Genomic DNA, 24,159 nt, shown 5'->3' with positions numbered 1-24,159 from the left:
ACCGGGGTCCCTGATCTCGTCGAAGGGTCAGTCGGGGTACTGACCGCGGCGCACCTGCGGCTTCGGCAGACGCATGAAGCGCATCTGAAGCGACCGCATGGCCGCGTACCAGCCGAGCCCGCGCTCGCGACGCTCGAGGCCGAACTTCGCGGCGACCTTCTTCTTCACCCGCATGCTCAGCAGCACCATGTCGCCGACCGCGAGCAGCATGTATCCCCACAGCCCGACCATCGCCCACAGCTGCACCGCGGGGATGTTGACGAGGCTGAGCACGATGACCAGCAGCATCGCGGCCATCAGCCACTCGGAGATGTGCCACCCGGCGTCGACGTAGTCGCGCACCCAGCGCCGCTGCGGGCCGCGGTCGCGCGTGGGAAGGTACTTGTCCTCGCCGTTCTCCATGCCGATGCGGGCCCGCTGCCGGCGCACCTGCAGGTCGGCCTTCGCCGCAGCGCGGGCCTCCTTCGTGTTCGCGACCAGGGGCCGGCGGTTGGCGGCCTCGCGCTCGGCGCGGGTGGGGGTGGCGCGACCCTTGCCCACGGCGGGCGTCTCAGGGGCGTCGTCGGCGGCGGGGGTGGGGTTGAGCACGTTCGACCTCAGTTCGCAATCGGGTTCGCCTTAAGATTACTCGCATGACATCCCCTGCATCGCCCGCCTCGTCCGCCGCGGAGACCGCACTCCTCGAGGCGGTGGCCCTCGGCATCCCGTCCGCTCTGGCCGATCTGGGAGCGCTGGTGCGCATCCCGGGGATCGCGTGGCCGGCGTTCGACCAGACGCAGCTCGAGCGCTCTGCCGAGGCGGTAGCCGAGCTGGCGCGCGGCACCGGGGTCTTCGACGACGTGCGCGTGCTGCGTGCGCACGTCGACGACACCGACGAACTCGGCCAGCCCGGGGTGCTCGCCACGCGCGCCGCCCGCAACGGGCGCCCCACCATCCTGCTGTACGCCCACCACGACGTGCAGCCGCCGGGGGCGGACGAGCTGTGGCAGGCCCCGCCCTTCGAGCCGACGGTGCGCGACGGACGTCTGTACGGCCGCGGTGCTGCGGACGACAAGGCGGGCATCATGGCGCACATCGCCGCGCTCCGTGCGGTCGCCGAGGTGCTCGGCGACGACCTCGACCTCGGCGTCTCGCTGTTCATCGAGGGGGAGGAGGAGTACGGTTCCCGCTCGTTCGCCCGCTTCCTGCGCGACAACGCCGATGCGCTGCGTGCCGACGCGATCGTCGTGGCCGACTCCGGCAACCTCGACTCCCGCACGCCCGGGCTCACCGTCTCGCTGCGCGGCAACGCCCGCTTCACGCTCACCGTGCGCACTCTCGAGCACGCGTCGCACTCGGGCATGTTCGGGGGAGCGGTACCGGATGCCATGATGGCCGCCGTCACGCTCCTCGCGACGCTGTGGGATGCCGACGGCGCGGTCGCCGTCGAGGGCATGACCAGCAGGGACGCGCAGACGCCCGAGTACACCGAGCAGACTCTGCGCGACGAGGCCGGCCTCCTCGACGGGGTCAGCGCAATCGGTCGCGACGACATCTACGGCCGGATCTGGAACAAGCCGTCCATCACGATCACCGGCATGGACGTGACGAGCGTGGCCGAGGCATCCAACACCCTGCTTCCCGAAGTCAGCCTCGTGATCAGCGCCCGGGTCGCGCCCGGCCAGAGCGCGACCGACGCCTATGCCGCGCTCGAGCAGCACCTGCGCCGGCACGCCCCGTTCGGCGCCGAACTGACCTTCTCCGACGTGGACCTCGGCGACGGGTTCCTCGTCGACACCTCGGGATGGGCTGTCGAGCTCACCCGTGCGGCGATGGGAGACGGCTACGGAGTCGACGCCGTGGATCTGGGTGTGGGCGGATCCATCCCCTTCGTCGCCGACCTCGTCCGCGAGTTCCCGGGCGCGCAGATCCTCGTGACCGGTGTCGAGGACCCGCACTCCCGCGCGCACAGCCCGAACGAGTCGCTGCACCTCGACACATTCCGCAACGCCGTGCGCACCGAGGCCCTGATGCTCGCCAGGATGAACGAGCGCGCCTCCGACTCCTGAGCCGTGGTGGCGGTCACGCCGCCGGATCGGCCACGCTGACACCGGCGGCGGTAGAATCGTGCACGAGCAGCGAGACCGCGCTGCCCGTTGCAAGGAGTTGAGATGAGCGACACCACCCTGACCTCAGAGCCCACCGCCGCCCCCGCCCACGGGGTCGCGCTGACCGATGCCGCAGCCCTCAAGGTGAAGAGCCTGCTCGCGCAGGAGGGCCGTGACGACCTGCGCCTGCGCGTGGCCGTGCAGCCCGGCGGATGCTCGGGCCTGATCTACCAGCTGTACTTCGACGAGCGTTACCTCGAGGGCGACGAGACCGTCGACTTCGACGGGGTCGAGGTCATCATCGACAACATGAGCGTCCCGTACCTCGAGGGCGCGTCGATCGACTTCAAGGACACGATCTCGGAGCAGGGCTTCACGATCGACAACCCCAACGCCGCCGGCAGCTGCGCTTGCGGCGACAGCTTCCACTGAGACGCGTACCTGCGTGGTTGGCATGAATCGCGTGTGAGGTTGCCCTAGACTTGAGTCTGCTCCTGTCCGAGATCTGAAAGGTGCATCGTGCCCTCGAAACGCCGCCTTCGTTGGGCCGCGCTCCCGCTGGGAGCAGCGGCAGCTGTGGCCCTGGCGGGATGTACTCCCACCGAACTCAATGGATTCCTTCCGGGCTTCGTCGAAGACGGCACCCCCGCGACCAACCAGACCGAGACGGTCTCCGGTCTGTGGGTCACCTCGTGGGTCGTTCTGCTCGCCGTCGGCGTGATCACGTGGGCGCTCATGGGATGGGCCCTCGTCATGTACCGCCGGCGCACCGGCCAGACCGGTCTTCCGGTTCAGCTGCGGTACAACATGCCGATCGAGATCCTCTACACGGTGATCCCGCTGATCCTGGTGCTCGGCATGTTCTTCTTCACCGCGCGCGATCAGACAGACATCGAGACGCAGTGGGACGAACCCGACGTCGAGGTCACGGCGATCGCCAAGCAGTGGGCCTGGGACTTCCAGTACGGCGCCGAAGACGAAGAAGACGCCGTGTGGACCATGGGCGTGCAGGCCAATCCCGACGAGAACGGTGACCTCGAGCGCGAGAAGCTCCCGACGCTCGTGCTGCCCGTCGACAAGAAGGTCACGATCGACCTGCAGTCGCGTGATGTGATCCACTCCTTCTGGATCATCGACTTCCTGTACAAGAAGGACATGTACATCGGCAAGGACAACTCCTGGTCCTTCATCCCCACGCGCGTCGGCGAGTACGACGGCAAGTGCGCCGAGCTCTGCGGTGAGTACCACTCGATGATGCTCTTCAACGTGAAGGTCGTCGAGCAGGACGAGTACGACGCATACCTCGAGACCCTGCGCGAGCAGGGCAACACGGGCGACATCACCGACGCCTACGACCGACTCAGCAATCTCCCCGGGAACGGCGCGAGCACTCATCCCGAGGAAGAGGAGTAAGCCATGACCACCACAGCTGAACCCACGACAGCGCCGGGCGCTCGCCCGACCACGCTGCCGCCGCGTCAGGCAGCCCTGCTCACCTCCTCCCGCGTGGAGCAGAAGGGCAACATCGTCGTCAAGTGGATGACCTCCACCGACCACAAGACGATCGGGTACATGTACCTGATCGCCTCGGTGCTGTTCTTCCTCCTCGGCGGTGTGATGGCGCTGATCATCCGCGCCGAGCTCTTCGCTCCCGGCATGCAGATCGTGCCGACCAAGGAGCAGTACAACCAGCTGTTCACGATGCACGGCACGATCATGCTGCTGATGTTCGCGACACCGCTGTTCGCCGGCTTCGCCAACGCGATCCTGCCGCTGCAGCTCGGAGCGCCGGATGTCGCGTTCCCGCGACTGAACGCCTTCGCGTTCTGGCTGTTCACCTTCGGCTCGGTCATGGCCATCGCCGGCTTCCTCACCCCGCAGGGTGCGGCCTCGTTCGGATGGTTCGCCTACCAGCCGCTCGCCAACTCGTCGTTCTCGCCGGGTGTGGGCGGCAACCTCTGGATGCTCGGCCTGGGCATGTCCGGCTTCGGCACCATCCTCGGCGCGGTGAACTTCATCACGACGATCATCACGATGCGCGCGCCCGGCATGACCATGTGGCGCATGCCGATCTTCTCGTGGAACACACTGATCACCAGCCTGCTGATCCTGATGGCGTTCCCCGTGCTCGCCGCGGCCATCCTCGCGGCGGCGGCCGACCGTGTGCTCGGCTCGCACGTCTATGACGTCGCGAACGGCGGCGTTCTGCTGTGGCAGCACCTGTTCTGGTTCTTCGGTCACCCTGAGGTCTACATCATCGCGCTGCCGTTCTTCGGCATCGTCTCCGAGATCTTCCCGGTCTTCAGCCGCAAGCCGATCTTCGGATACAAGACGCTGGTCTACGCGACCATCGCGATCGCCTCGCTCTCGGTCGCCGTGTGGGCTCACCACATGTACGTGACCGGCGGTGTGCTGCTGCCGTTCTTCGCCCTGATGACGATGCTCATCGCGGTTCCGACAGGCGTGAAGATCTTCAACTGGATCGGCACCATGTGGCGCGGCTCGATCACCTTCGAGACTCCTATGGTCTTCGCCCTCGGCTTCCTCGTCTCGTTCGTGTTCGGCGGACTGACCGGCGTGATCCTCGCGGCCCCGCCGCTGGACTTCCACCTGAGCGACTCGTACTTCGTCGTCGCCCACTTCCACTACGTGGTGTTCGGCACCGTCGTGTTCGCGATGTTCGCCGGCTTCTACTTCTGGTGGCCGAAGTGGACCGGTCGCATGCTCAACGAGCGTCTGGGCTACATCCACTTCTGGATGCTGTTCATAGGCTTCCACATGACGTTCCTCGTGCAGCACTGGCTGGGCGTCGACGGCATGCCTCGCCGTTACGCGGACTACGCCACCCACGACAACTGGGAGTGGGGCAACCAGGTCTCCACGATCGGTGCCATCATCCTCGGCGCCTCGATGCTGCCCTTCTTCCTCAACGTGTGGATCACTGCGCGCAAGGCTCCGAAGGTCACCGTCGACGACCCGTGGGGGTACGGTGCATCGCTCGAGTGGGCCACCTCCTGCCCGCCCCCGCGTCACAACTTCACGTCGATCCCGCGCATCCGCAGCGAGCGTCCGGCATTCGACCTGAACCACCCTGAGGCCGCGGAGCACCCGGTGGGCGTCGCAGCGGGAGAGGTCAAGTAAGTCATGCGCAGCAATGTCATCCTCTGGTGGATCATCGCGACCTTCTTCACGATCGCGTCCGCCATCTACACGGTCTGGAACCTCGTCGATCCGTTCCACGGGTACGTGGAGTGGGTCGGCACGGTAGCCCTGCTGTTCGTGGCGTTCATGGGCGCCATGATCGCCATCTACCTGCAGCGCACCTACAAGGCGCAGGGCGGGGAGCTCCCCGAGGACGTCCTGACCGCGGACATCGACGATGGTGACCCCGAGCTGGGCGAGTTCGCGCCCTGGTCGTGGTGGCCGCTGGTTCTCTCCGGGTCCGCCGCCGTGTTCCTGCTCGGCCTCGCGGTCGGCCACTTCCTCCTGCCGATCGGCCTGGCGATCTTCGTCGTGGCGATCGTCGGCTGGGTGTACGAGTACTACCGCGGACACTTCGCACGCTGACGCGTCGATCAACTGCGAAGGGCCCCTGGATTCGTCCAGGGGCCCTTCTGCTTGCCGGGGCGGTCGTTCGTGTGCCTGTGGGGCGGTCGTCGTGTGCCTCACGGGCGGGTGCGCACGCGTGGTACGCCGGTGAGCGGGTCGATCGGCCGACGGTGGATGCCGTCGTGGTCCTCGACCGGATCCCCTCGCGCACCCAGTACTCGAAACCGCCGATCATCTCGCGCACCTGGTAGCCCAGCTTCGCGAACTCGAGCGCACCCTTCGCGCCGGCGTTGCAGCCGGGGCTCCAGCAGTACACGACCACTGACGCGTCCGACGGGATCTCCTCGGGGGCGCGGTCGGCGATCTCGCTGTAGTGCATGCGGATCGCTCCCGGAACGCGTCCCTGCGCCCACGCCTCATCCGAACGCACATCCGCCACAATGAGCGGCGTGCCGGCCTTCTGAGCGGCATAGACGTCGCTCGCGTCGGTCTCGTACTGCAGCTTGGCGGCGAAGAAGTCCTGTCGATCCATCATGGTCACAGGCTACTCCGCGGCGTGCGCCAGGCTGCGGAGGATGACGATGATGCCAGCCGGCCGCCATTCGGATGCCTCACCAAGACGCCCACGGGAACGACTGAGGGCCCATCCGAATCGGACGGGCCCTCAGTCGTGGGGGAGTGCGGCTTACTCGCCGTCCTCCGGCTTCTTCTTCTTGCGCGGCTTGGCCGGCTCCTTGGCGATCACCGAGCTCGGGGTGTTCGGCGTCTCGTCGACGTGCAGGTCGGTCGCGGCGATCTGGTCGTCCGAGGTGACCCCGGCACGCGCGTGAGCACCGGCGACCTCCGCAGCCTCGATCTCGGCGTCGTGCGCCAGCGTGTGCTGCTGGTGCGCGTCGGCTGCCGCGATCTCGGCCTGTGTGAGCGGCTGCAGGCGGTCCTCGTAGAACCAGCGCGAGATCGAGCTGCGCAGGTTCTCGTGCCACGGGATGCGACCCTTGGCGTTCGGCCGCACGACGAGAGGCTCGTAGGTGGCGTAGTCGATGAGCTTCCAGCGGTCGTAGACGTCGACCGGCTGGTGCACCTCGATGAACTCGCCGCCGGGGAGGCGGACGATGCGGCCCGACTCGTAGCCGTGCAGCACGATCTCACGATCCTTCTTCTGCAGCGCGATGCAGATGCGCTTCGTCACGAAGTATCCGAGGATCGGTCCGACGAACAGCAGCGCCTGCAGGGCGTGGATGACGCCCTCCATGGTGAGCATGAAGTGCGTGGCCATGAGGTCGGACGAGGCCGCAGCCCACAGCACCGCGTAGAAGATCACTCCGGCGACACCGATTGCGGTGCGGGTCGGGGCGTTGCGGGGGCGGTCGGCGAGGTGGTGCTCGCGCTTGTCACCCGTGATCCACGCCTCGAGGAACGGGTAGATCGCCACGACGACGATGAACAGCCCGAGGACCAGCACCGGGATCACGATGCCGAGCGAGAGCGTGAAGCTGCCGATCATGACGTCGAGGTTCGGGGGAGCGAGACGCAGCGCACCGTCGGCGAAGCCGATGTACCAGTCCGGCTGCGTGCCGGCCGAGATCGGGGACGGGTCGTAGGGACCGTAATCCCAGAACGGCAGGATCTGGAAGAACGAGGCGATCAGCACGATCACACCGAAGACGATGAAGAAGAAGCCGCCCATCTTCGACATGTACACCGGCATCATCGGGTAGCCGACGACGTTGTCGTTCGTGCGACCTGGGCCGGCGAACTGGGTGTGCTTGTTGATCACCATCAGCATCAGGTGCAGCCCGATGAACGCGATCACCAGAAGTGGCAGCAGCAGGATGTGCATCGTGTACAGGCGGCCGACGATGTCGTCACCGGGGAACTCGCCACCGAAGATGAGGAACGAGGTCCAGGTGCCGATCAGCGGCAGACCCTTGATCATGCCGTCGATGATGCGCAGACCGTTGCCCGAGAGCAGGTCGTCGGGCAGCGAGTAGCCGGTGAAGCCCTCGGCGAGAGCGAGGACGAACAGCACGAAGCCGATCACCCAGTTGAGCTCGCGAGGCTTGCGGAACGCGCCGGTGAAGAACACGCGCAGCATGTGGATGCCGATGCCCGCGATGAACACGAGGGCTGCCCAGTGGTGGATCTGGCGAACCAGGAGGCCACCACGGATGTCCCACGAGATGCGCAGCGCCGACTCGAATGCGGCGGTCATCTCGACGCCGCGCAACGGTGCGTACGCACCCGTGTAATGCGTGGGTGCCATCGAGGCCTGGAAGAAGAACGTCAGGAACGTGCCGGACAGGAAGACGGCCACGAACGCCCAGAGCGCGATCTCGCCCAGCATGAACGACCAGTGATCGGGGAAGATCTTGCGACCGAGCTCCTTGACGAAGCCCGACAGGCTGGTGCGCTCGTCGAGGTAGTTCGCCGTCGCGCCGATGAAGCGTCCGCCCAGGGGCTTCTGCTTGGTGTCCTCTTTAAGAGTTGCGGTGCTCAATGACGCTCCCAGAAGCTCGGGCCGACGGGTTCGGTGAAGTCGCTCTGCGCGACGAGATAGCCCTCATCGTCGACGGCGATGGGCAGCTGCGGCAGCGGACGCGCTGCCGGGCCGAAGATGACCTTGGCGTGATCCGTGACGTCGAACTGCGACTGGTGGCACGGGCACAGCAGGTGGTGGGTCTGCTGCTCGTACAGCGCGACGGGGCAGCCGACGTGCGTGCAGACCTTGGAGTAGGCGACGATCCCGTCGTACGACCAGTCCTTGCGGTCCTCGGCCTCGATCAGCTGCTCGGGGCGCAGACGCATGAGCAGGACGATGGCCTTGGCCTTCTCCTCCATGTAGCCCTCTGCGTGTCCCAGCTCGGCGAGCGGCTCGGGGATCACGTGGAAGGCGGAGCCGAGGGTGACGTCGGCCGCACGGATCGGGGTGCCCTCGGGGTCGCGCGCCAGACGCATGCCACCTTCCCACATGGTGTGCTTCAGCAGCGCGACCGGGTCGCCCGCGATGGGGTTGCCGTTCGCATTGTTGTGCGGTGCGAGGCCGCGGAACAGGGTGAGCCCGGGCAGGATCGAGGCGACCACGGCGGCGATCAGCGAGTTGCGGATCACGGCGCGACGGCCGAAGCCCGAGTCCTCGTTCGCCTCCGAGAACGCCTGGACGGCGCCGGCGCGGGTCGCATCCTTGCCTCGGGTGGGGTGGCGGTGCTCGATGTATTCCTTATCGGACATCAGCGCCTTCGACCAGTGGATCGCGCCGATGCCGAGCGCCAGCAGCGCGAGTGCGATGCCGATGCCGATGTACATGTTGTTGTGGCGGATGTCGATCGCCAGGCCGCTCTCGATCGGGAACAGCATGTATGCGGCGACCGCCCAGATGCTGCCGGCGAGCGATAGGTAGAACAGGGTGTAGACCGTGCGGACCGCTGCCTTCTCGGCGCGTGGATCCTTGTCGGTCATCCGCTCACGGTGTGGCGGCAGTCCCGGGTTCTCCGCAGGATCGCTGACTGCGACGCCCAGCCCCCGCGAGGGCTGGTAGGCCCTGTCAAGAGCCTGCGTGTCGTCGTCGTGTGCCATGGTGCTCCTCGTACGTAACTCTTCGATGACAGTGCGTCAGTTGGACTTCGCCGTGATCCACACGGTGAGGGCGACCAGTGCGCCGATTCCGAAGATCCAGATGAACAGGCCCTCCGACACCGGACCGAGCGATCCGAGCGTGAAGCCGCCGATCTGCACGGCCTCCTGCTGGTAGACGAGGGCGGCGATGATGTCGCGCTTGTCCTCGGTGCTCAGGTTCATGTCGCCGAAGACCGGCATGTTCTGCGGGCCGGTGACCATGGCCGCGTAGATGTGCAGCGGGCTGGTCGAACTCAGCGCCGGGGCGTACTTGCCCTCGGTGAGCGCGCCACCGGCCGCGGCGACGTTGTGGCACATCGCACAGTTGATCCGGAACAGCTCCGCACCGTGTGCGATGTCGACCTCGTCGCCCGCGCTGTCGGGGTTCTGCTTGCCGGCGGTCACCCACTCCTCGGGGTAGCTCGGTCCGGGAGCGACGCTCTGCACGTACGCGGACATCGCGCGGATCTGCGCGTCGGTGAACTGGGCGGGCTTCTGCGGCGCCTGTGGTCCCTGCATCTGCAGCGGCATGCGGCCGGTCGCCACCTGGAACTCGACCGACAGCTCACCGACGCCGATGAGGCTCGGGCCCTCGCTCGTGCCCTGCATGTCCATGCCGTGACAGGTCGCGCAGTTCGCGGTGAACAGCTTCTCGCCGTCCTCGACGGTCAGCTCCGCCGCCGCGCTGGTCTGCGTGCTCGCGGTCGACGCCATGGCGGCGGACGCGCCGGCGTAGACGCCGCCGGTGAGCAGCAGGCCGGCGCCGACCAGGGCGGCAGCGGCGAGGGGACTGCGGCGACCGCGCGAGCGGTGCTTCTTCTCTCGTGCCATTTCGAAAAATCGCTCCGCTCTTATTTCAGGAAGTAGATGACGGCGAACAGGGCGACCCAGACGACGTCGACGAAGTGCCAGTAGTAGGACACGACGATCGAGGAGGTCGCCTCCTTGTGGCCGAAGTTCTTGACCGCGTAGGCACGGCCGATGACCAGCACGAAGGCGATGAGGCCGCCGGTGACGTGCAGGGCGTGGAAGCCGGTGGTGATGTAGAACGCCGAGGCGTACGAGTCTGCGGTGATGGGCAGGCCCTCTGCCACGAGCTGGGCGTACTCCCACACCTGGCCGCTGACGAAGATCGCGCCGAGGATGAAGGTGAGCCAGAACCACTCGACCATGCCCCAGCCGAACAGACGGCGACGGCCGAACGCGTTCACCTTGCCCTTGTCGATGCGGTAGGGCTGCAGGTCTTCGGCGGCGAACACGCCCATCTGGCAGGTGAACGACGACGCCACCAGGATGACCGTGTTGACGAAGGCGTACACCACGTTGAGCATCTCGGTGCGGTCCGCCCAGAGCTCGGGTGAGGTGCTGCGCAGTGTGAAGTAGATCGCGAAGAGTCCCGCGAAGAACATGACTTCGCTGCCGAGCCACACGATGGTGCCGACAGCGACCGGATTGGGGCGCTTGATGGTTCTTGCCGCCGGGGCATACGTCGCTGAGGTGGTCACCAGACCATTATGGCCGATTCCGTGCGTGGATTCTCGCACCGACATGACCGGTCGTGCTGTCCGGCGACTTAGGAGAACCTAAGAAGCACCTGCGAATGTGCCGCATTCCCTTGCCGAGCGCGGTGTGCGCGGCGAGAACAAGCCGTCATCTCGAAACGACGGCATCCGCCGCACGATTAGGATCGCAGTCATGGCTGACACCCTCACCTGGCCCGATCTTCTCTCGACCCTCCTGGATCGCCGCGATCTGAGTGTGTGGGAGTCGACCTGGGCGATGCGTCAGGTCATGCGCGGGAAGGTGACGGATGCCCAGCTCGCCGGCTTCCTCGTGGCGCTGCGCGCCAAGGGAGAGACGATCGACGAGATCGTCGGCTTCCGCGACGCCATCCTCGAGGCAGCCGTGCCCCTGCCCGTCTCCTCCGACGTGCTCGACATCGTGGGCACCGGCGGCGACCGCATCGGCACCGTGAACATCTCCACCACCGCGGCGGTCATCATCGGGGCATCCGGCATCCCGGTGGTCAAGCACGGCAACCGCGCCGCGAGCTCGTCGTCGGGGTCGTCGGACGTGCTTGCCGCCCTCGGGCTCGACATCTCGCTCGACCCGGAGCGCGTGGCCGCGGCCCTCGAGCGCACCGGCATCACTTTCGCGTGGGCCGCCGCGTTCCACCCGGGCTTCAAGCACGCCGGCGTCGCGCGGGCCGAGCTCGCGGTGCCGACCGTCTTCAACATGCTCGGCCCGCTCTGCAATCCGGCGCGCGCCGAGGCCAACGCGGTCGGCGTCGCGCAGCTCGACCGCGTGCCGCTGATCACCGGCGTGTTCCGCACCCGCGGCGCCACCGCGCTCGTCTTCCGCGGCGACGACGGGCTCGACGAGCTCACCACCACGGGGCACAGCCGCATCTGGGAGGTCACCCGTGGCGACATCCACGAGCACGACCTCGATCCCCGCGACCTGGACATCCCGCTCGCCGACCTCGCCGACCTGGTGGGCGGCTCACCCGAGCACAACGCATCCGTCCTGCGTCGCACCCTCGGCGGGGAGCCGGGGGCGGTGCGCGACATCGTGCTGCTGAACGCCGCCGCCGGCATCGTCGCGTACGAGCTCTCGCACGATTCGACGCTGACGCAGGTCCCGATGGTCGAACGGCTGCGCGACGCGTACACGCGCGCCGCCGCGGTGATCGACGACGGACGCGCTTCCGCCAAGCTCGAACAGTGGGTGCAGGTCACCAGGGAGCCGCTGCCCGCCTGAGCGGCGCGGATCGATCGTGGACGCCGCCGACGCCCTCCTCGAGATCGCCTCGCTGCTCGAACGCGAGCGCGCGTCCCGCTATCGCGCCAAAGCCTTCCGGCAGGCGGCGGCCGTCGTGGCCACGCTGCCGCAGGACGTGCTGAACGACCCCACCAGGCTCAGAGCGCAGAAGGGCATCGGCGACTCCACGTTCGCCGTCATCCGGCAGGCGCAGGAGGGCCGGACGCCGGACTACCTCGTCGAGCTGCGCGGCGAGGTCGAGCCCGAGCGCCGCTCTGCGCTGCGCGCGCGGCTGAAGGGCGACCTGCACAGCCACACGGACTGGTCCGACGGGACGACGCCGATCGAGACCATGGTGGCGGCGGCGCGCGCACTCGGTCACGAGTATCTCGTCATCACCGACCACTCGCCGCGGCTGACGGTGGCTCGCGGTCTGTCGGCGGAGAGGCTGCGGGAGCAGATCCCGCTGGTGCGTGCGCAATCCGGCGACGGGCTCACCGTGCTCGCCGGCATCGAGGTGGACATCCTCGAGGACGGTGCGCTCGATCAGACTCCCGAGATGCTCGACCAGCTCGACATCGTCGTCGCGTCGGTGCACTCGAAGCTGCGGATGGAGTCCGCGCCGATGACCGCGCGGATGCTGGCCGCGGTCGCGGACCCCCGTGTCAACGTGTTGGGGCACTGCACCGGGCGTCTCGTCGAAGGGGCGAGAGGCACGCGTCCGCAGTCTCGGTTCGACGCCAGGACGGTGTTCGCGGCGTGCGCCGAGAACGGCGTCGCGGTGGAGATCAACTCGCGACCCGAGCGTCAGGATCCGCCCGACGACCTGATCGCGATCGCCCTCGACGAGGGGTGCCTGTTCTCGATCGACTCCGACGCGCACGCGCCGGGTCAGCTCTCGCTGCTCGACCACGGAGCCCAGCGCGCCGAGGCGGCAGGGGTGCCGGCGGAGCGCATCGTCACGACCTGGGGTCTCGATCGTCTGCGCGCCTGGGCGCGCAGCTGAGTCAGCCGTCGGCGCCGGTGGAGGCCAGCGCGCTGAGCGCCCGGGACATCGATGAGCCCAGGTTCCATCTCTCGGCGAGGGCGTCGGCGGCATCCCGAGCGGCGGCGTCCAGGCCGCCCAGCGGGGCTCCGGGCGCGGAGATGTCGAGATCGGTCGCGACCTTCACCACGGTGGGAGCCACGTCGAGGTAGTCCGAGGCCTCGGCGAACCGCGCCGCCACGGTAGCCGTGAGACGACCGTCGGCGGCAGCGGTGCGGATGCCCGCGAGGTCGGCGTGCGCGCGCAACAGGCTCGCCGCGGTCTTCTCACCGACGCCCTTCACGCCGGGCAGACCGTCGGAGGCATCGCCGCGCATGGTGGCGAAGTCCGCGTACTGCGCGGGGAGCACGCCGTACTTGGCGACGACCGTCTCGTCCGTGACGACCGCGAGGTTGCTCATGCCGCGCGCCGTGTAGATGACACGCACGTCCCGGCTGTCGTCGACGAGCTGGAACAGATCGCGGTCACCCGTGACGATGTCGACGGGAAGAGCGGCACCGGTGGCCAGGGTGCCGATGACGTCGTCGGCCTCGTGCTCGGCCGCGCCGATGATCGGGATGCCGAGAGCGCCGAGCGCCTCGCGGATCAGCGGGATCTGCTGCTGCAGGGCATCCGGAACCTCCTCGACGTCGGGAGCGGCGGTGACCTCCTCGACCACACGATGCGCCTTGTAGCTCGGGATCAGGTCGACTCGCCACTGCGGACGCCAGTCGTCGTCCCAGCAGGCGATGAGCTGCGCCGGCTGGTAGAGCGTCACGAGCTTGGCGATGATGTCGAGCAGTCCGCGAGTCGCGTTCACCGACGTCCCGTCGGGCGCCTTCACCTTGTCGGGCACGCCGAAGAAGGCACGGAAGTACAGGCTGGCGGTGTCGAGCAGCATCAGTCGGTCGGTCACCGCTCCAGCTTAGGAGGAGAGGGGGAGCGGCCCGTCGGCGGATCTGATAATCTGAAGCGTCACTCGTGGCAGGCCTGTGCCTGCCCTCGTGGCATCGCATTCAACAGCCAACCGCTTCGAGGATCCACCCGGCGTGCGCGCCGGCCGTCGAAGCCCGATCATCCATCTACAAGGACAACCCACTACATGACTAGCGCAACGACCGCCCCGGCCACCAAGCAGGTCGCGATCAACGACATCGGCTCTGCTGAGGACTTCCTGGCCGCGGTCGAGAAGACCCTGAAGTTCTTCAACGACGGCGACATCATCGAGGGCACGATCGTCAAGATCGACCGCGATGAGGTTCTGCTCGACGTGGGCTACAAGACCGAGGGTGTCATCCCCTCGCGCGAGCTCTCCATCAAGCACGACGTCGACCCCAACGAGGTCGTCGCCGTCGGCGACCAGGTCGAGGCCCTCGTTCTCCAGAAGGAGGACAAGGAAGGCCGTCTGATCCTCTCGAAGAAGCGCGCCCAGTACGAGCGCGCCTGGGGCGACGTCGAGAAGATCAAGGAGGATGACGGGGTCGTCACCGGCACCGTCATCGAGGTCGTCAAGGGCGGTCTCATCGTCGACATCGGCCTGCGTGGCTTCCTGCCCGCCTCGCTCATCGAGCTGCGCCGTGTCCGCGACCTCACCCCGTACCTCGGTCAGGAGCTCGAGGCGAAGATCCTCGAACTCGACAAGAACCGCAACAACGTGGTGCTCAGCCGCCGCGCCCTGCTCGAGCAGACCCAGTCGGAGTCGCGCACCACGTTCCTGAACAACCTGCACAAGGGTCAGGTCCGCAAGGGCGTCGTCTCGTCGATCGTCAACTTCGGTGCGTTCGTCGACCTGGGTGGCGTGGACGGTCTCGTGCACGTGTCCGAGCTGTCGTGGAAGCACATCGAGCACGCATCCGAGGTCGTCGAGGTCGGCCAGGAGGTCACCGTCGAGATCCTCGAGGTGGACCTCGACCGCGAGCGCGTCTCCCTGTCGCTGAAGGCGACGCAGGAGGACCCGTGGCAGGTCTTCGCCCGCACCCACGCGATCGGCCAGATCGCACCGGGCAAGGTCACCAAGCTCGTTCCGTTCGGTGCGTTCGTGCGCGTCGCAGACGGCATCGAGGGCCTCGTGCACATCTCCGAGCTCTCCAGCAAGCACGTCGAGCTGGCCGAGCAGGTCGTGTCGGTCGGCGAAGAGGTCTTCGTCAAGGTCATCGACATCGACCTCGAGCGTCGCCGCATCTCGCTGTCGCTGAAGCAGGCCAACGAGTCGGTCGACCCCAACGGCACCGAGTTCGACCCGGCCCTGTACGGCATGCTCGCCGAGTACGACGAGAACGGCGAGTACAAGTACCCGGAGGGCTTCGACGCCGAGACCGGCGCCTGGAAGGAAGGCTTCGACGCTCAGCGCGAGGCTTGGGAGCAGGAGTACGCCGCTGCGCAGGCTCGCTGGGAGGCCCACAAGGCTCAGGTCGTCAAGGCCGCTGAGGCCGAGGCTGCTGCGGGCGACGACTTCGGCGCTCAGTCGTTCTCGACCGACTCGACCGGTGCCGGCACGCTTGCCGACGACGAGGCTCTCGCCGCGCTGCGCGAGAAGCTCTCGGGCGGCAACAGCTGATCACCGCGCACGTCAGAACGGGCCGTCACCTTCGGGTGGCGGCCCGTTCCGCGTATCCGGGGCCTGGTGGCCGCGTGACAGGATGGGCGGATGCCACTCATCGCCCTCACCGGAGGCATCGCCTCGGGCAAGTCGACCATCGCCGGGCGCCTCGCCGAGCACGGGGCCACGGTGATCGACGCCGATGCGATCGTGCGCGACGTGCAGCGGCCGGGCAGCCCCGTGCTCGACGCGATCGGTGCGGCATTCGGCGCGGAAGTGATCGCGGCTGACGGTTCGCTGGATCGCGCGGCACTCGGTGCACGGGTGTTCGGTGACGACGCCGCACTGCAGCGGCTGAACGCGATCGTGCATCCGGCCGTGCGTGCCGAGTCTCAGCGGCGCTTCGACGCCGCCTTCGCCGCCGATCGGGCGGCGGTGGTCGTGTACGACGTGCCGCTGCTCGTCGAGGCGCGGGTCGACGACCCGTGGGACCTCATCGTCGTGGCGGATGCCCCGGCCGACGCGCGCGTGCAGCGCATGATGCAGCTGCGTGGCATGACGGAGGAGGATGCCCGGCGCCGCATCGGCGCGCAGGTCTCGGATGAGGAGCGTCGTGCGATCGCCGACGTCGTGATCGACACGTCGGGGACCATGGAGCGCACTCTGGAGCAGGTCGACGGGCTGTGGCGTTCGCTGACGGCGTCGACCTGATCTCCTGCTGACCCCCACCCCCGAGCCCGGTGTCGGTGGCTGCTCGTAGGCTGGACGGATGCAACCCACGCGCAGCGTCCGCCCCTTCGAGGTCGTCAGCGAGTACATGCCGGCGGGCGACCAGCCGCAGGCCATCGCCGACCTCGCGGCGCGCATCAACGCCGGTGAGACCGATGTCGTGCTGCTCGGAGCCACCGGCACCGGAAAATCGGCCACCACCGCCTGGCTCATCGAGCAGGTGCAGCGGCCGACCCTGGTCATGGCGCACAACAAGACGCTGGCCGCGCAGCTGGCGAACGAGTTCCGCGAGCTCATGCCGAACAACGCGATCGAGTACTTCGTCTCGTACTACGACTACTACCAGCCCGAGGCCTACGTGCCGCAGACCGACACCTTCATCGAGAAGGACTCCTCGGTCAACGCCGAGGTCGAGCGGCTGCGTCACTCGACGACGAACTCGCTGCTCAGCCGCCGCGACGTCGTGGTGGTCTCGACCGTCTCGTGCATCTACGGTCTCGGTGCGCCCGAGGAGTATCTGCGGGCCATGGTCGCGCTGCAGGTGGGGGAGCGCTACGACCGCGACGCGCTGATCCGCCAGTTCATCGCGATGCAGTACAACCGCAACGACGTGGACTTCTCCCGAGGAAACTTCCGGGTGCGCGGCGACACGATCGAGATCATCCCCGTGTACGAAGAGCACGCGATCCGGATCGAGCTGTTCGGCGACGAGATCGAAGCGCTGTACTCGCTGCATCCCCTCACCGGCGAGGTCATCGCCAAGCTCGACTCCGTGCCCATCTTCCCCGCGTCGCACTACGTCGCGGGCACCGATGTCGTGCAGCGGGCGATCGGCACCATCGAGCACGAGCTCGAGCAGCGGCTGGCCGAGTTCGAGCGTCAGGGCAAGCTGCTCGAGGCGCAGCGGCTGCGCATGCGCACCACCTTCGACATCGAGATGCTGCAGCAGCTCGGCTTCTGCTCGGGCATCGAGAACTACTCGCGTCACATGGACGGGCGAGCCCCCGGCGATCCGCCGCACACCCTGCTCGACTTCTTCCCGGACGACTTCCTGCTCGTCATCGACGAGTCGCACGTCACGGTGCCGCAGATCGGCGCGATGTACGAGGGTGACGCGTCGCGCAAGCGCACGCTCGTCGAGCACGGCTTCCGGCTGCCCAGCGCGATGGACAACCGACCGCTCCGGTGGGACGAGTTCAAGAACCGCATCGGTCAGACGGTGTACCTCTCGGCGACGCCGGGCAAGTACGAGATGGGCATCGCCGACGGCGTGGTCGAGCAGATCATCCGGCCCACCGGCCTCGTGGACCCGCAGATCATCGTGAAGCCGTCGAAGGGTCAGATCGACGACCTCCTCGAGGAGATCCGTCTGCGCGTCGCCCGCGACGAGCGTGTGCTCGTGACGACGCTCACCAAGAAGATGGCCGAAGAGCTCACCGACTTCCTCGGCGAGCACGGCGTGCGCGTGCGATACCTGCATTCCGACGTCGACACGCTGCGCCGTGTCGAGCTGCTCAGCGAGCTGCGCGCCGGGGTCTACGACGTGCTCGTCGGCATCAACCTGCTGCGTGAGGGACTCGACCTTCCCGAGGTGTCGCTGGTCGCCATCCTCGACGCCGACAAGGAGGGCTTCCTGCGCTCCGGAACGTCGCTCATCCAGACGATCGGCCGTGCGGCGCGAAACGTCTCGGGCGAGGTGCACATGTACGCCGATCGCATGACCGACTCGATGGCGAAGGCCATCGAGGAGACCGAGCGTCGTCGCGAGAAGCAGATCGCGTACAACAAGGAGAACGGGATCGATCCGCAGCCGCTGCGCAAGCGGATCGCGGATATCACGGAGGTGCTCGCCCGCGAGGCGGCCGACACCGCGGCGATGCGGTCGGCGCGCAACAAGAGCGGCAAGGGCAAGTCTCCGACGCCGATGCTTCGCACGGGCATCGCGGCGGAGGGCGCAACGCAGCTCGAGGAGACGATCGCAGATCTGTCCGACCAGATGCTGGCCGCCGCGAGCGAGCTCAAGTTCGAGCTCGCCGCCCGCCTGCGCGACGAGGTTCAGGACCTGAAGAAGGAGCTGCGGGCGATGGAGCGAGCCGGGCACGCCTGAGTCGGCGTGCAGCGAGGGGGATGTGAGCCCTGCACGATGAGTCCGCGCCGGCTGGGCGTCGACGCCGCGGTGATCGAGGATGACGACGCGCTGCTCGGCTGGATCGATGCGGCCCGGACAGCAGTGTCGACGCCGCGTCCGAGTGACTTCGCCGCTCCGAACGACCGCTCACGCTGCAGGCGGACTTCGGCGATCAGGGACAGTGCATCAACGGCTTCGGTCCGCTGCGGTCGATCGTGTGCTGGTTCATCGCGCTGCCGCAGAGCGGGCAGGCACGCTGCGCGCGCTCCTCGGCGCTGGGCGGAAGGGTGGGCTCGTACGGCCCCACCGATGCTGGCCCGGCGTACTTGATCAGGTTGCTGTTGAACCACGCATAGAGGCCGCCGGCCTCGCGGATGCGGGTGCGCAACGGGACGTGGGCGGGGTTCTTGACCATATCTTTAGTGTACTGAACATCTCTGTACATAGAATCGGTTGCATGACTTCCGACGATGAGCTGCTGCGACTCGAGAACCAGCTCTGCTTCGCCATGGTCACCGCGGCGCGCAACGTGGTCGCCGTCTACCGGCCCATCCTCGAGCCGCTCGGTCTCACGCACCCGCAGTACCTCGTGATGCTCGCCCTGTGGGAGCGCTCGCCGCGTTCGCTCACCGACCTGTCCACAGAGCTCGCGCTCGAGCCGGCCAGCGCCTCGCCGCTGGTCAAGCGGCTCGAGAAGGACGGACTGGTGGAGCGTGCGCGCAGCACCGCCGACGAGCGACGTCTCGACATCACCCTCACCGATGCCGGCCGTGCGCTGCGTGACCGAGCCGTCGAGGTGCCGCACGCGGTCATGGCAGCCGTCGGCACGGGCATCGAGGACGTGGCCTCGCTCCGAGACGCGCTGAAGCCGTTCGCCGGTCGTGACGCTCGTTCGCCCTCGGCTGATGCGGAGCCCAGTGTCGGTGGTCGCTCGTACACTTGAACGGTGCCCATCGTTCCTGTCGCCTCCTCCGCAAAACTGAGTGTTCGCGGTGCCCGCGTTCACAATCTGAAGAACGTCGACATCGACATCCCCCGCGACTCGCTCGTCGTCTTCACCGGGCTCTCCGGGTCGGGCAAGTCCAGCCTCGCGTTCGACACGATCTTCGCCGAGGGGCAGCGACGCTACGTCGAATCGCTCAGCGCCTACGCGCGCCAGTTCCTCGGTCAGGTCGACCGCCCCGACGTCGACTTCATCGAGGGTCTGAGTCCGGCGGTCTCGATCGACCAGAAATCGACCAACCGCAACCCGCGATCGACGGTGGGCACGATCACCGAGATCCACGACTACATGCGTCTGCTGTGGGCGCGCATCGGCATCCCGCACTGCCCCGAATGCGGTGAGCGGATCCAGCGTCAGACGGTGCAGCAGATCGCCGATCAGCTCGTCGAGCTGCCCGATCGCACGCGCTATCAGATCGTCGCGCCGATCGTGACGCAGAAGAAGGGCGAGTTCGTCGACCTCTTCAAGGAGCTCGGCGCGAAGGGCTACTCGCGCGCGATCGTCGACGGCGAGCTGGTCCAGCTCGCCGAGCCGCCGACGCTGAAGAAGAGCTACAAGCACGACATCGCCGTCGTGGTCGACCGGCTCGTGGCATCCGATGACATCCTCGCCCGCGTGACGGACTCGGTCGAGACGGCGCTGGGCCTTGCCGGCGGGATCATGCAGGTCAACTTCGTCGATGAGGAAGGCGACGCCGCCTGGCAGTCCTTCTCCGAGAAGCTCGCCTGCCCGAACGGGCACCCGATCGCGCTCACCGAGATCGAGCCGCGCACGTTCTCGTTCAACGCGCCGTTCGGCGCCTGCCCTGCCTGCGCGGGGCTCGGCACGCGGATGTCGGTCGACGTCGACCTCCTGCTGGGCGACGAGGACCTCTCGATCAGCGAAGGCGTCATCCTCCCGTGGACCACGCAGGGCAAGGGCCTGTTCCAGTACTACGAGCGCCTGCTCGACGGGCTCGCCCGCGATCTCGACTTCTCGCTCGACACGCCCTGGAATCAGCTGCACTCGGACGTGCGCGAGGCAGTGCTGCGCGGCGACAACTACAAGGTCAGCGTCAAGTGGAAGAACCGCTACGGGCGCGAGATGCGCTACACGTCCGGGTTCGAGGGCGTCGTGCCGTACATCGAGCGGCAGTACCAGCAGGCCGAGTCCGACACTCAGCGCGGCCGCTGGGGCGAGTACCTGCGGGAGGTGCCGTGCCCCGTGTGCGACGGCGCGCGCCTCAAGCCCGAGGTCCTCGCGGTCAAGGTGCACGGTCATTCGATCGCGGAGGTCTCGAATCTCAGCCTGGCCGACGCCAGCACCTTCATGCACGAGCTCGAGCTCACCGCGCGCGAGGCGAAGATCGCCGCGCAGGTGCTGCGTGAGATCCGCCTGCGCCTCGAGTTCCTGCTGCAGGTGGGCCTTTCGTATCTGAACCTCGGACGTTCGGCCGGTTCTCTCTCCGGCGGTGAAGCGCAGCGCATCCGGCTCGCGACCCAGATCGGTTCCGGCCTGACGGGTGTGCTCTACGTGCTGGATGAGCCCTCGATCGGTCTGCACCAGCGCGACAACCGCCGCCTCATCGAGACGCTGGTGCGGCTGCGCGACCTCGGCAACACCCTGATCGTGGTGGAACACGACGAGGAGACGATCGAGGCTGCCGACTGGGTCGTCGACATCGGCCCGGGCGCCGGTGTGAACGGCGGCGAGGTCGTGCACTCCGGCCCCTACTCGGCGCTGCTCGCCGAGTCCGGATCGATGACCGGCGACTATCTCGCCGGTCGGCGCGAGATCGCCCTGCCCGACAAGCGCCGCAAGATCGACAGGAAGCGGATGCTGAGCGTCGTCGGCGCCAAGGCGAACAACCTCAAGAACGTCACCGCCGACTTCCCGCTGGGGGTGCTCACCGCGGTCACCGGCGTGAGCGGCTCGGGCAAGTCGACTCTGGTCAACGACATCCTCTATCAGGTGCTCGCCGGCCGGCTCAACGGCGCCCGCACGGTGCCGGGCAAGCACACCAGGGTGACCGGTCTCGACAACCTCGACAAGGTCGTGCACGTCGACCAGGCGCCGATCGGGCGCACCCCGCGATCGAACCCCGCCACCTACACGGGCGTGTTCGACCGCATCCGCACGCTGTTCAGCGAGACCCCCGAGGCCAAGGTGCGCGGCTATCTGCCGGGCCGCTTCAGCTTCAACGTCAAGGGCGGGCGCTGCGACGCCTGCTCGGGCGACGGCACGATCAAGATCGAGATGAACTTCCTGCCCGACGTGTACGTCGACTGCGAGGTCTGCCACGGCAAGCGGTACAACCGCGACACGCTCACCGTGCACTACAAGGGCAAGAACATCGCCGAGGTGCTCGAGATGCCGATCGCCGAGGCAGCGGAGTTCTTCGAGCCGATCCAGGCCATCCACCGGTACATGAAGACGCTCGTCGACGTCGGCCTCGGCTACGTGCGCCTCGGACAGGCGGCGACCACGCTCTCGGGCGGCGAGGCGCAGCGCGTCAAGCTGGCCACCGAGCTGCAGCGGCGAAGCAACGGACGCAGCATCTACGTGCTCGACGAGCCGACCACCGGTCTGCACTTCGAAGACGTGCGCAAGCTCCTCGAGGTGCTGAACGGCCTCGTCGACAAGGGCAACACCGTCATCGTCATCGAGCACAACCTCGACGTCATCAAGTCGTCCGACTGGGTGATCGACCTCGGCCCCGAGGGAGGATCAGGCGGCGGGCAGATCCTCGCCACGGGCACCCCCGAGCAGATCGCCGAGGTGGCGGAGAGCCACACGGGCGCCTTCCTCGCCGAAGTCCTCGGGCAGGAGCGCGACTCGCGCAAGGCCGGCTGATGGCGGACGTCCTCCCGTACAAGCCGCGCGCGGGGGAGATCCCCACCGACCCCGGTGTCTACCGCTTCCGCGACGCCGACGGCCGGGTGCTGTACGTCGGCAAGGCGAAGAACCTCCGCCAGCGCCTGTCGAACTACTTCGCCCCGCTGCGCACCCTGCACGAGCGCACGCGACGGATGGTCACGACCGCGGCATCCGTCGAATGGACCGTCGTCGCGACCGACGTCGACTCGCTGCAACTCGAGTACATGTGGATCAAGGAGTTCGATCCGCCGTTCAACGTGCGCTACCGCGACGACAAGTCGTATCCGTTCATGGCGATCACCCTCGCAGACGAAGCGCCGCGCGTGATGGTGACGCGCAACCGGCGCATCCCCGGTGCGCGGTACTTCGGCCCGTACCCGAAGGTCTGGGCCGTGCACGAGACCATAGACCTGATGGTCAAGGCGTTCCCGATCCGCACGTGCAGCGACTCCAGCTATCGACGTGCCATGCAGACGGGCCGACCGTGCTTCCCCGGCCAGATCGGCAAGTGCGGTGGCCCGTGCTCGATGAAGGTCACGATCGACGAGCACCGCGCGATGGTCGACGACTTCGTGGCCTTCATGGCGGGCGGTGACGAGCGCTTCACGCGCGATCTCACGAAGCGCATGCAGGCGGCCTCCGCCGCGATGGACTACGAGGCGGCGGCGCGCTTCCGCGACAAGCTCACCGCGATCGACGCCGTGCTCGGCAAGAGCGCCCTCGTGCTGCCGTCGGATGAGGATGCCGACCTGTTCGGCATCGCCGAGGACGAGCTGTCGGCGGCGGTGCACCATTTCGTGATCCGCGGCGGTCGCGTGCGCGGTGTGCGGTCGCTCGCCGTCGACAAAGAGCTCGACATCAGCCGCGGAGAGCTCGTCGACCAGATCCTGCAGCGCGTGTACGGCGACTCGTCAGACATTCCGCGTCGCGTGCTCGTGCCCACCCTGCCCGACGACGCCGCCGAGCTCGAGGAGTGGCTCCGCGCCCGCCGCGGACGCCGGGTCGAGATCGCCGTCGCTCAGCGCGGGCAGCGCGCCGATCTCATGCGCACCGCCACCCTCAACGCGCAGCAGACCCTGCTGCGGCACAAGACCCGGCGCACCAGCGACTATGTCGCTCGCACGCAGGCGCTCACCGACCTGCAGGAGGCTCTCGGCATGGCCGAGGCGCCGCTGCGCATCGAATGCTTCGACATCTCGCACCTCGGCGGCACGAACGTCGTCGCATCGATGGTGGTCTTCGAAGACGGGCTGCCGCGCAAAGATCAGTACCGCTCGTTCAACATCGCCGAGACGACCGACGACACCGACTCGATGTATCAGGTTCTGATGCGTCGTCTCGCCCGGGTGGATGCGAGTCCTGAGCAGGTCGAGGAGGACGAGGACGAGGGAAGACGACGGCCGCGCTTCGCCTACCGGCCGCAGCTGCTGGTCGTGGACGGCGGTCAGCCTCAGGTGCAGGCGGCCGCGAGGGCACTGCGCGACAGCGGACGCACAGAGATCGCACTGTGCGGCATCGCCAAGCGGCTCGAGGAGATCTGGGTGCCCGACGATGACTTCCCGGTCATCCTTCCGCGCACCAGCGAGGCGCTGTACCTCGTGCAGCGGCTGCGTGATGAGGCGCATCGGTTCGCCATCACCCACCAGCGCAAGCGCCGCCGTCGCGACATCCAGACGGTGCTCCGCGAGATCCCCGGGCTCGGCGACGCACGCATCAAAGCGCTGCTCACCCACTTCGGGTCGGTCACGGCGCTGCGCGCGTCGACCCCCGAGCAGATCAGCGAGGTGGCGGGCATCGGGCCGGTGCTGGCATCCACCATCCACGCCCATCTCGCGGGCGGACAGGCGCCCGCGACTCGGTAGGCTTGTCTCA

Annotated in this window: 20 protein-coding genes and 1 pseudogene; 13 read left to right on the top strand and 8 right to left on the bottom strand. The window is 67.6% G+C overall.

Annotated elements, in window-relative coordinates:
- Window positions 1–27 precede the first annotated feature (27 nt).
- Window positions 28–588: a DUF3043 domain-containing protein gene (locus ACWGSM_RS01640; protein WP_452321233.1), complete on the bottom strand. Its 561-nt coding sequence runs from the start codon at window positions 586–588 to the stop codon at window positions 28–30.
- A gap of 44 nt (window positions 589–632) precedes the next feature.
- On the opposite strand from ACWGSM_RS01640, the gene ACWGSM_RS01635 reads away from it, so the two are divergent.
- From ACWGSM_RS01635 to ACWGSM_RS01615, 5 genes are all read left to right on the top strand, one after another.
- A complete protein-coding gene (locus ACWGSM_RS01635; protein WP_452321232.1) occupies window positions 633–2,048 on the top strand; it encodes a M20/M25/M40 family metallo-hydrolase in 1,416 nt (471 codons plus the stop codon).
- A gap of 102 nt (window positions 2,049–2,150) precedes the next feature.
- Window positions 2,151–2,519 carry an iron-sulfur cluster insertion protein ErpA gene (gene erpA, locus ACWGSM_RS01630; protein ID WP_452321231.1) on the top strand — a complete coding sequence of 123 codons (369 nt, stop codon included), beginning with the start codon at window positions 2,151–2,153 and terminating at the stop codon, window positions 2,517–2,519.
- A gap of 87 nt (window positions 2,520–2,606) precedes the next feature.
- Window positions 2,607–3,500, top strand: a complete 894-nt coding sequence (ctaC, locus tag ACWGSM_RS01625; RefSeq protein WP_452321230.1) for an aa3-type cytochrome oxidase subunit II — start codon at window positions 2,607–2,609, stop codon at window positions 3,498–3,500.
- Window positions 3,501–3,503: 3 nt separating this feature from the next.
- Complete coding sequence (ctaD, locus tag ACWGSM_RS01620) at window positions 3,504–5,228, top strand: aa3-type cytochrome oxidase subunit I (RefSeq protein WP_452321229.1); 1,725 nt, start codon at window positions 3,504–3,506, stop codon at window positions 5,226–5,228.
- A gap of 3 nt (window positions 5,229–5,231) precedes the next feature.
- Window positions 5,232–5,654 carry a cytochrome c oxidase subunit 4 gene (locus tag ACWGSM_RS01615; protein WP_452321228.1) on the top strand — a complete coding sequence of 141 codons (423 nt, stop codon included), beginning with the start codon at window positions 5,232–5,234 and terminating at the stop codon, window positions 5,652–5,654.
- Between the two features lie 98 nt (window positions 5,655–5,752).
- Here ACWGSM_RS01615 and ACWGSM_RS01610 read toward each other — a convergent pair.
- The 5 genes and pseudogenes from ACWGSM_RS01610 to ctaE all read right to left on the bottom strand — a co-directional run bounded on the left by ACWGSM_RS01610 (window position 5,753) and on the right by ctaE (window position 10,798).
- Window positions 5,753–6,171, bottom strand: a pseudogene (locus tag ACWGSM_RS01610) (rhodanese-like domain-containing protein).
- 150 nt (window positions 6,172–6,321) lie between these two features.
- A complete protein-coding gene (gene qcrB, locus ACWGSM_RS01605; protein WP_452321227.1) occupies window positions 6,322–8,133 on the bottom strand; it encodes a cytochrome bc1 complex cytochrome b subunit in 1,812 nt (603 codons plus the stop codon).
- The gene (gene qcrA, locus ACWGSM_RS01600; RefSeq protein WP_452321226.1) at window positions 8,130–9,209 is read right to left on the bottom strand and encodes a cytochrome bc1 complex Rieske iron-sulfur subunit; all 1,080 of its coding nucleotides are present in this window, start codon (window positions 9,207–9,209) and stop codon (window positions 8,130–8,132) included. The genes qcrB and qcrA overlap by 4 nt, the downstream gene beginning before the upstream one ends.
- 36 nt (window positions 9,210–9,245) lie before the next feature.
- A complete protein-coding gene (gene qcrC / locus ACWGSM_RS01595; RefSeq protein WP_452321225.1) occupies window positions 9,246–10,079 on the bottom strand; it encodes a cytochrome bc1 complex diheme cytochrome c subunit in 834 nt (277 codons plus the stop codon).
- A gap of 20 nt (window positions 10,080–10,099) precedes the next feature.
- On the bottom strand, window positions 10,100–10,798 hold the full coding sequence (ctaE, locus tag ACWGSM_RS01590; protein WP_452321224.1) for an aa3-type cytochrome oxidase subunit III: 699 nt from the start codon (window positions 10,796–10,798) through the stop codon (window positions 10,100–10,102).
- Between the two features lie 145 nt (window positions 10,799–10,943).
- Here ctaE and trpD point away from each other — a divergent pair, with 145 nt between their 5' ends.
- Both trpD and ACWGSM_RS01580 read left to right on the top strand, forming a co-directional pair.
- Window positions 10,944–12,008 carry an anthranilate phosphoribosyltransferase gene (gene trpD / locus ACWGSM_RS01585; protein WP_452321223.1) on the top strand — a complete coding sequence of 355 codons (1,065 nt, stop codon included), beginning with the start codon at window positions 10,944–10,946 and terminating at the stop codon, window positions 12,006–12,008.
- A gap of 16 nt (window positions 12,009–12,024) precedes the next feature.
- A complete protein-coding gene (locus tag ACWGSM_RS01580) occupies window positions 12,025–13,014 on the top strand; it encodes a PHP domain-containing protein (protein ID WP_452321222.1) in 990 nt (329 codons plus the stop codon).
- Between the two features lies 1 nt (window position 13,015).
- On the opposite strand, the gene ACWGSM_RS01575 is transcribed toward ACWGSM_RS01580, so the two are convergent.
- Window positions 13,016–13,948, bottom strand: coding sequence for a 5'-3' exonuclease (locus ACWGSM_RS01575; protein ID WP_452321221.1), 933 nt, complete (start codon window positions 13,946–13,948; stop codon window positions 13,016–13,018).
- A 186-nt stretch (window positions 13,949–14,134) separates the two neighbouring features.
- Between ACWGSM_RS01575 and rpsA the strand changes: the two genes are divergently transcribed.
- The 3 genes from rpsA (at window position 14,135) to uvrB (ending at window position 18,407) form a co-directional block, all read left to right on the top strand.
- Window positions 14,135–15,589: a 30S ribosomal protein S1 gene (gene rpsA, locus ACWGSM_RS01570; protein WP_452321220.1), complete on the top strand. Its 1,455-nt coding sequence runs from the start codon at window positions 14,135–14,137 to the stop codon at window positions 15,587–15,589.
- A 90-nt stretch (window positions 15,590–15,679) separates the two neighbouring features.
- Window positions 15,680–16,282: a dephospho-CoA kinase gene (gene coaE, locus ACWGSM_RS01565; protein ID WP_452321219.1), complete on the top strand. Its 603-nt coding sequence runs from the start codon at window positions 15,680–15,682 to the stop codon at window positions 16,280–16,282.
- 58 nt (window positions 16,283–16,340) lie between these two features.
- On the top strand, window positions 16,341–18,407 hold the full coding sequence (gene uvrB / locus ACWGSM_RS01560; RefSeq protein ID WP_400839715.1) for an excinuclease ABC subunit UvrB: 2,067 nt from the start codon (window positions 16,341–16,343) through the stop codon (window positions 18,405–18,407).
- 193 nt (window positions 18,408–18,600) lie between these two features.
- On the opposite strand, the gene ACWGSM_RS01555 is transcribed toward uvrB, so the two are convergent.
- Window positions 18,601–18,843, bottom strand: a complete 243-nt coding sequence (locus ACWGSM_RS01555) for a hypothetical protein (RefSeq protein WP_452321218.1) — start codon at window positions 18,841–18,843, stop codon at window positions 18,601–18,603.
- 42 nt (window positions 18,844–18,885) lie between these two features.
- Between ACWGSM_RS01555 and ACWGSM_RS01550 the strand changes: the two genes are divergently transcribed.
- From ACWGSM_RS01550 to uvrC, 3 genes are read left to right on the top strand one after another with little or no spacing between them, the layout of a single operon-like run.
- Window positions 18,886–19,371, top strand: coding sequence for a MarR family winged helix-turn-helix transcriptional regulator (locus ACWGSM_RS01550; RefSeq protein ID WP_452321217.1), 486 nt, complete (start codon window positions 18,886–18,888; stop codon window positions 19,369–19,371).
- Window positions 19,372–19,374: 3 nt separating this feature from the next.
- Window positions 19,375–22,263, top strand: coding sequence for an excinuclease ABC subunit UvrA (gene uvrA, locus ACWGSM_RS01545; protein ID WP_452321216.1), 2,889 nt, complete (start codon window positions 19,375–19,377; stop codon window positions 22,261–22,263).
- Entirely contained in the window at window positions 22,263–24,149 is a 1,887-nt protein-coding gene (uvrC, locus tag ACWGSM_RS01540; protein ID WP_452321215.1) for an excinuclease ABC subunit UvrC, read from the top strand. The genes uvrA and uvrC overlap by 1 nt, the downstream gene beginning before the upstream one ends.
- Window positions 24,150–24,159 lie beyond the last annotated feature (10 nt).

This window comes from Microbacterium sp. NPDC055521, from assembly GCF_053619695.1.
Note: the sequence above shows the minus strand (reverse complement) of the source record. Positions and strands in the feature narration are given on the sequence as shown.

Excerpts from the sequence above, each read along its gene's own strand:
- ACWGSM_RS01635 (WP_452321232.1), top strand. The coding sequence starts at position 633 with ATGACATCCCCTGCATCGCCCGCCTCGTCCGCCGCGGAGACCGCACTC.
- erpA (WP_452321231.1), top strand. The coding sequence starts at position 2,151 with ATGAGCGACACCACCCTGACCTCAGAGCCCACCGCCGCCCCCGCCCAC.
- ctaD (WP_452321229.1), top strand. The coding sequence starts at position 3,504 with ATGACCACCACAGCTGAACCCACGACAGCGCCGGGCGCTCGCCCGACC.
- ACWGSM_RS01615 (WP_452321228.1), top strand. The coding sequence starts at position 5,232 with ATGCGCAGCAATGTCATCCTCTGGTGGATCATCGCGACCTTCTTCACG.
- qcrA (WP_452321226.1), bottom strand. The coding sequence starts at position 9,209 with ATGGCACACGACGACGACACGCAGGCTCTTGACAGGGCCTACCAGCCC.
- qcrC (WP_452321225.1), bottom strand. The coding sequence starts at position 10,079 with ATGGCACGAGAGAAGAAGCACCGCTCGCGCGGTCGCCGCAGTCCCCTC.
- ctaE (WP_452321224.1), bottom strand. The coding sequence starts at position 10,798 with ATGTCGGTGCGAGAATCCACGCACGGAATCGGCCATAATGGTCTGGTG.
- trpD (WP_452321223.1), top strand. The coding sequence starts at position 10,944 with ATGGCTGACACCCTCACCTGGCCCGATCTTCTCTCGACCCTCCTGGAT.
- rpsA (WP_452321220.1), top strand. The coding sequence starts at position 14,135 with ATGACTAGCGCAACGACCGCCCCGGCCACCAAGCAGGTCGCGATCAAC.
- coaE (WP_452321219.1), top strand. The coding sequence starts at position 15,680 with ATGCCACTCATCGCCCTCACCGGAGGCATCGCCTCGGGCAAGTCGACC.
- uvrB (WP_400839715.1), top strand. The coding sequence starts at position 16,341 with ATGCAACCCACGCGCAGCGTCCGCCCCTTCGAGGTCGTCAGCGAGTAC.
- ACWGSM_RS01555 (WP_452321218.1), bottom strand. The coding sequence starts at position 18,843 with ATGGTCAAGAACCCCGCCCACGTCCCGTTGCGCACCCGCATCCGCGAG.
- ACWGSM_RS01550 (WP_452321217.1), top strand. The coding sequence starts at position 18,886 with ATGACTTCCGACGATGAGCTGCTGCGACTCGAGAACCAGCTCTGCTTC.
- uvrC (WP_452321215.1), top strand. The coding sequence starts at position 22,263 with ATGGCGGACGTCCTCCCGTACAAGCCGCGCGCGGGGGAGATCCCCACC.